The organism is Pedobacter fastidiosus (assembly GCF_014306625.1).
In the GTDB taxonomy this organism is placed as follows: Bacteria; Bacteroidota; Bacteroidia; order Sphingobacteriales; family Sphingobacteriaceae; genus Pedobacter; species Pedobacter fastidiosus.
Genome location: NZ_JACRYL010000013.1, coordinates 103,120 through 109,634, shown reverse-complemented (window position 1 = coordinate 109,634; position 6,515 = coordinate 103,120). Strand labels below are relative to the sequence as shown.

The 6,515-nt window shown below is 35.1% G+C and carries 6 protein-coding genes; 5 read left to right on the top strand and 1 reads right to left on the bottom strand.

Features of this window, described 5'->3' with window-relative positions:
• Positions 1 to 30: 30 nt before the first annotated feature.
• The 5 genes from H7U22_RS15410 to H7U22_RS15390 are packed head-to-tail and all read left to right on the top strand — an operon-like array spanning position 31 to position 5,162.
• A complete protein-coding gene (locus H7U22_RS15410) occupies positions 31 to 924 on the top strand; it encodes a hypothetical protein (RefSeq protein ID WP_187072233.1) in 894 nt (297 codons plus the stop codon).
• A 2-nt stretch (positions 925 to 926) separates the two neighbouring features.
• Positions 927 to 1,652 carry a hypothetical protein gene (locus H7U22_RS15405; RefSeq protein ID WP_187072232.1) on the top strand — a complete coding sequence of 242 codons (726 nt, stop codon included), beginning with the start codon at positions 927 to 929 and terminating at the stop codon, positions 1,650 to 1,652.
• Complete coding sequence (locus H7U22_RS15400) at positions 1,649 to 2,830, top strand: DUF4350 domain-containing protein (RefSeq protein ID WP_187072231.1); 1,182 nt, start codon at positions 1,649 to 1,651, stop codon at positions 2,828 to 2,830. Before H7U22_RS15405 ends, H7U22_RS15400 begins: the two co-directional genes overlap by 4 nt.
• A gap of 2 nt (positions 2,831 to 2,832) precedes the next feature.
• The gene (locus H7U22_RS15395) at positions 2,833 to 3,810 is read left to right on the top strand and encodes an AAA family ATPase (RefSeq protein ID WP_187072230.1); all 978 of its coding nucleotides are present in this window, start codon (positions 2,833 to 2,835) and stop codon (positions 3,808 to 3,810) included.
• Positions 3,811 to 3,815: 5 nt separating this feature from the next.
• Positions 3,816 to 5,162 carry a DUF58 domain-containing protein gene (locus H7U22_RS15390; RefSeq protein WP_187072229.1) on the top strand — a complete coding sequence of 449 codons (1,347 nt, stop codon included), beginning with the start codon at positions 3,816 to 3,818 and terminating at the stop codon, positions 5,160 to 5,162.
• A 146-nt stretch (positions 5,163 to 5,308) separates the two neighbouring features.
• On the opposite strand, the gene H7U22_RS15385 is transcribed toward H7U22_RS15390, so the two are convergent.
• The gene (locus tag H7U22_RS15385; RefSeq protein WP_187072228.1) at positions 5,309 to 6,367 is read right to left on the bottom strand and encodes a nucleoid-associated protein; all 1,059 of its coding nucleotides are present in this window, start codon (positions 6,365 to 6,367) and stop codon (positions 5,309 to 5,311) included.
• Positions 6,368 to 6,515 lie beyond the last annotated feature (148 nt).

Genomic DNA, 6,515 nt, shown 5'->3' with positions numbered 1-6,515 from the left:
ATTATTTAAACGCACTCAAAAAAATATATAATGGCAGAAAAAATTGAATTTCGGAAAGTACGCGAATTCGGAGAAATTATTGGGGATACCTTCTTGTTTTTAAGGCAAAACTTTAAGCCTTTAATGAAAGCATTTATTTATCTGTGCGGAATTTTCATGTTAGGCGGAATCTTAACTTCCATAATGACTCAATTGGAATTAGGAGGAATGCAAGAAAATTTAAGAAATTCATCTAATTTCTCTGGTGGAGAAATTTGGACCAGCGTATCAAAATTTGCGGTTCGATATCTCTTGATGTTGCTCCTTATGATTTTAAGTTATACATCAATTTATGTAACCATTTTAAGTTATGTTGCCTTATACATTCAAAAAGGAAACATCGCCCCAAATGTTGAAGAAGTTTGGAGCTACTACAAATTTTATTTCTTTCGCATGCTAGGAAGCGGAATTGTTATGTCGTTGTTTTTAGTGTTATGTTTTGTATGTTGCTTTTTTCCAGGTGTTTACGTTTTTCCAGCGGTTTCTATTTTTTACCCGATTATGGTTATTGAAAATGCAAGTTTGGCGTATTCCTTTAATCGTTCTTTTAAACTTTTACAAAACGAATGGTGGCCAACTGCAGGCGCAATACTTGTTATTTTTATTATAACCTATGCCTGCACTTTGTTTGTACAAATGCCTGCAACCATTATAGCAATGATCAGCGCATTTACACATGCAGAAAAACCGATTACAAAAACCTATGCAATTGTAACTTCGATCTCTCAATATCTTTCGCAGGTATTTTTAATAATCCCAATTACAGCGGCTACTTTAATTTACTTCAACTTGGTAGAACGTAAAGAAAGCACCGGCTTAATGGATCGGATTGATGGGTTGGGAAAAACACCGCAACAGTTTAATGCTACTCCAGAAGAATATTAGAAATGCATTTAAGGCTGATTTTAATTTTTTTCTTAGGGATCACATCGGTACGGGCAGAAATTGTCCAAAAACCGGTTGTGACCAAAAAAGCCGTGGTTTTAAAAATCGACAGCAATAAAATTGAGCTCCGTAAAATTGATAGTCAGGCGGTAACCGTTTACAGCAAACAGAAAGATTTTATTTATGATGATATAGCGCCAGAAACTTTAAGCTGGTGGGATAAATTTTGGAATTGGTTTTGGAAATTGATAGATAAAATTTTCGTCAATAAAGTTGGTGGAAGTATTTTAAAATATGGATTAATAGGAGTAGCGATTGCTGCGGTTGTTTTTATCGTAATTAAAATGATAGGCCTAGATTTTAGGCTCCTATCTGGCAAATCAAAATCTTTAGAAGTCCCTTTTGATGAAAGCTTGGAGAATATCCACGAAATTGATTTTGAGGAACAAATTTCAAAAGCTTTAGAAGCTGGAAATTATCGCTTAGCCGTTCGGTTACTGTATTTAAAAACATTAAAAAATCTGAGCGATAAACAACTTATAAATTGGTTGCCAGAGAAAACAAACCAAGCGTATGTTTTAGAAATTAGTGATGAAACAAAACGAGGCGAATTCTCGAAGCTAACCAATCAGTTTGAATACATTTGGTATGGGGAGTTTTTCCTCGATAAGAACACTTTTGAAAGTGTGAACAATTCTTTTCATGATTTTAACCAAAAAACGGCATGAAAGGATTAAAGAAATATCTAATTATCAGCAGCATTTTATTGTTGGCTTATTTGGTTGCACAATATTATAAACCGAAACCTACAAATTGGTCGCCAAGCTATTTAACAGAAGATAAAATTCCATTCGGAACCTATATTTTGCACCAAAGAATTCAGGATATTTTTCCCGGAACGGTAGTTAAGAAAAGTAAAGATCCGATTTACAATACGCTAAAAGCAAATTCTAACGGAAACTCCAACTACATAATTGTTGCTTCTGGTATTTTAGTAAACAAGTTGGATTATAAACAGATGGTTCGCTATATGCAAAGCGGAAACAATATTTTTATTGCTGCTTTTCAAATTCAGGGCGTTCTTTTGGATACTTTAAAACTTAGAATTACGTCAGATTTTGAACTGAATAACAAGAGAAAATCTATTGTAAATTTCACCAATCCAAGTTTGCATACTCCGTCTGGTTATACATTTGAAAAGGGAATTAGCGAGCAGTATTTCAACAAAATAGATTCATCTAAAGCCATTATTTTAGGGAATAAAAATAACAAGCAAGTCAACTTTGTTCGGTACAATTTTGGGAAAGGATCTTTGTTTATCATGCCAAATCCGCAGTTGCTTACCAATTATAGTTTGTTAAAACCTAGCGGAAGTGATTACGCATCAAAGGCATTATCGTACTTACCAAATTCAAAATCCCTAATTTGGGATGAGCATTTTACCAGACCAAGTACAGAAGATACTTCGCCCTTGCGCCTTATTTTTAAATACGATTCATTACGTTGGGCCTATTATATTTCCCTTTTTGGGTTGCTTGTTTTTGTGCTTTTCGAGATTAAAAGGAGGCAGAGAATTATTCCTGTAATTACTCGATTAACCAATACTTCAGTAGAATTTGTAAAGGTTGTTGGCCGTGTATATTATCAGCAGAGAAACAATAGAGATATCGCCGAAAAAAAGGTTAAATATTTGCTCGAATACATTAGAAACAAATACAGATTGAGGACATTAGATCTTGATCAAGAATTTAAAGAAAGTTTAATTAAAGTTTCCAGCGCTTCAGAAGAAACCATCCAAAACCTGCTGATTGAAATAAATCATCTAAAAAAAGGACAAATGGTTCATGATAAGCATTTAATTGAACTGAACAAAACTATAGAACAATTTTACAAGGAAGACCAATAAATATGGAACAGGAAATGTTTAACCAAAGAACCGATTTAACTCAACTGAGCGCAGCGGTAGAACAGATTAGGCAAACATTAGGCAAAATAATTGTCGGGCAAAAAGACGTAATTGATCTTTTGATTGCTGGCTTGCTGGCCGATGGACACCTTTTATTGGAAGGTGTACCCGGTGTGGCCAAAACGTTAAGCGCAAAGCTAATGGCAAAATGTATTTCTGCAAGCTTTTCACGAATTCAGTTTACACCAGATTTAATGCCATCTGATGTTTTGGGAACCGCTGTTTTTAGTCCTAAAACTTCTGAGTTTCAATTTAGGCACGGACCAATTTTTGGAAACATTATTTTGGTTGATGAAATTAATAGAGCACCTGCAAAAACGCAATCTGCTCTTTTTGAGGCCATGGAAGAACGCCAGATTACGGTTGATGGGAATACCTACAAATTGGAAGAACCTTTTATGGTTTTGGCCACTCAAAATCCAGTAGATCAAGAAGGAACTTACCGTTTGCCTGAAGCACAATTGGATCGCTTTTTATTTAAAATTGAGGTAAAATATCCTTCACTTGAGGATGAAATACAGATTCTTGTGAATCAGCATCAGCAAAAATCTGATGACCAATTGTTGGAAATTGAATCTGTTTTATCAGTAGAGCAAATAAAGTCGTTAAGAGCTACTATTAAGGCCCTTTTTGTAGAGCCTAAATTGTTGGCTTATGCAGCCCAAATTACGCACGAAACCAGAAACAATAAATCGCTGTACTTAGGTGCTTCGCCGCGTGCCTCTTTGGCAATGGTTAATAGTGCAAAAGCAATTGCAGCTATGGCTGGGAGAGATTTTGTTACGCCAGATGATATCATTAAGGTTGCCACTCCTGTATTGGCGCACCGCGTAATGCTTAGCCCCGAAAAGGAAATGGAAGGTTTAACTCCTGCAGACGTTATTGCGCAGATTATTAAGAAAATAGAGATTCCTAGATAAAAGAAATGAAAAACCTTTTCGGAAAATACTACACAGATTTATTCTTGAATAGACGATTATTTATGGGCCTCGGCCTGTGCGTAACCCTCTTTGTATTTTCTTTCTTTTTATCGTTTTTGGGCGATTTACCTTACTTCGTTTTTGGTGCTTTGGTTGTGCTCGTCTTCATTGATCTATTAATGCTTTATAGAAACAGTCGTGGTGTTTTTTTAAGAAGAGATTTGCCCGAACGATTGAGCAATGGAGATGATAATGAGATAAAAATATACCTCGAAAATTTTTATTCTTTCGAAGTTAAGGTTGGGATTATCGATGAAATCCCTTTTCAGTTTCAGAAAAGAGATTTATGGTTTAGCACCAAACTTGCTTCCAGAACCCAAAAAAGCATTACTTATCTGTTACGGCCGAATAAACGTGGAGAATATGATTTCGGTCGAACCAGACTTTACGTACAATCACCGTTACGTTTAATAAGCAGAAGGTTTAATGTTGGCATAAATAAAACGGTGCCGGTTTACCCCTCATTTTTAAAATTAAGGCAATATGAGTTGATGGCCATCTCCAATCGCTTAACCGATTTCGGGATTAAAAAGATGCGCAGAATTGGCCATAGCATGGAGTTTGATCAGGTTAAAAATTATGTTGCTGGTGATGATTATAGAACCGTAAATTGGAAAGCAACGGCCAGAAAAGGCGACCTGATGGTAAATTCTTATACGGATGAAAAGGCGCAACATATTTATTGTGTAATCGATAAATCTAGGGCAATGAAAATGCCATTCGAAGGTTTAAGTTTGCTGGATTATGCCATTAACGCCAGTTTAATTTTAAGTAGCGTAGCACTGGTAAAAGAAGATAAAGCAGGTTTGATTACAGTGGCCGAAAAAACTGGAAGTATTGTTCAGGCAGATCGCCGGCCGACACAATTACACAAAATTATGGAGGTTTTATACAAAGAGAAAACCCGTTATCTGGAAACCGATATGGAAGCTTTGTATATTAGTGTTCGTGCTACTTTAAAGCAACGAAGTTTGGTTGTGTTTTTTACAAACTTCGAAAGTATGTCTGCTTTAGAGAGACAGTTGCCACATTTAAAACGGATTGCAAAATTCCATTTGTTGCTTGTTGTATTTTTTGAGAATACTACTCTAAAAACTTTAAGCGAAGAACCTGCAAAAGATATTGAAGGTATTTACATTAAAACTATTGCAGAGAAATTTGCCTTCGAAAAGAAATTGATGGTAAAAGAACTTACAAAATATGGCATTTTAAGTTTGCTTACCGCTCCTCAAAATTTAACGGTAAATGTTGTAAACCAATATTTAGCCCTCAAAGCACAGCAAAGAATTTAGCTTTAAATTTTAAGTTAGCAAATCAGCTAAAGGATTCCCTTTGGAGCATTTCAATAAGTTCAAAACATGCAATTATCCCTAGGTAAATCTGTGTTTATCTGTGATTAAATTTTTAATTATTAACTCTACATTTTGGCAACAGCCGATTACTCCTCTTCTCTAAAATAAACTTTGTAAAAGTTCATCGATTTATCATCATCATAACCTTTCTCAATCATATCCTTATTTCCGTGAATGTAAATGTGGAAATTCTTATCCAATTTTAAAACGCTTTTATAGGCTCTGGCCTGTTTTTTAACTGCCGATTCTGCAATTTCAAAATTATCTGCAATTGGCGATTCATATTCTTCCTCGTAGTTTTTCTTATAATTTTTAAAGGATTCGATTCCTTCGGCATTACCGATTACCTCATTTCCGAACTCTTCAATATCAAAGGTTTCCTTCTCCTTAAAATACTTCATCGATCGGTTTAAAAGGTCTATTTTGTCGGCCTTGCTAATTTCATAATCACTATCGAGCTTTTGCGTTACAAAGTTTTTATAAACCCCCAAAACATTGTTGGTTTGGTTATAACTATCGTTCCTAATCTTCAATTTTAAAAATTCATCTTTCCAGTACACAGCACTTTCATTGCTACTTTTAGCTTGATCGAGCACAACAACTTTATAGCCTTCTTCCTTATCTACATTAAAAATTAAACAGCCTTTATCGAGTTTGTTAATGCTGATGGCATCTTGTTCATAGCTCATATTAAAGCCGTCCTGCTCTGGAAAAACCTTTAAATAAGTATCTTTTGTCTCCGATTTAAAAATTCCGATTACATCCAATTGCTCGCCCTCAATCTGTACTTTTTCGAAATAAGCAACATACAATTCCCCCGATTTTATTTTTGGGTGATTGGCAACATCGTATAAATATTTGGCCAGTTGTTGTGAATCCTCATGAAAAAGTGTATTGTTTTCAAAAATCTCATTGGCAAAATGGAAAACTTCATTGAGTTGAAGGTTATCATTTGGATGATAAAAGCGATATACTTCGTTTACTTTTTCGAATGGTTTCAAAAAATACTGCATAAGCAAATTGCCTAGTACCTTATCCTCAATGTTTAATGGTGCATCAGATAATTTGTAATATTCTTCAAGCAATTTATTGCCTGTGTGGTGGATGGAAAGCTGTTTAAGTGAAGCCTCGAAAAATGAAATCATGGCGCAAATTAAGGAAATAATCAGCGGAAATAATCCGCTATTTTTAAAGAATGGATTTTAAATCCACAGTTCTTTACCGTTTCCGTCCTTTCGCTTGGAGCACAGCGGAACGGGGAAACCCTTGAACATTATGGCAAAGATTTCTCCG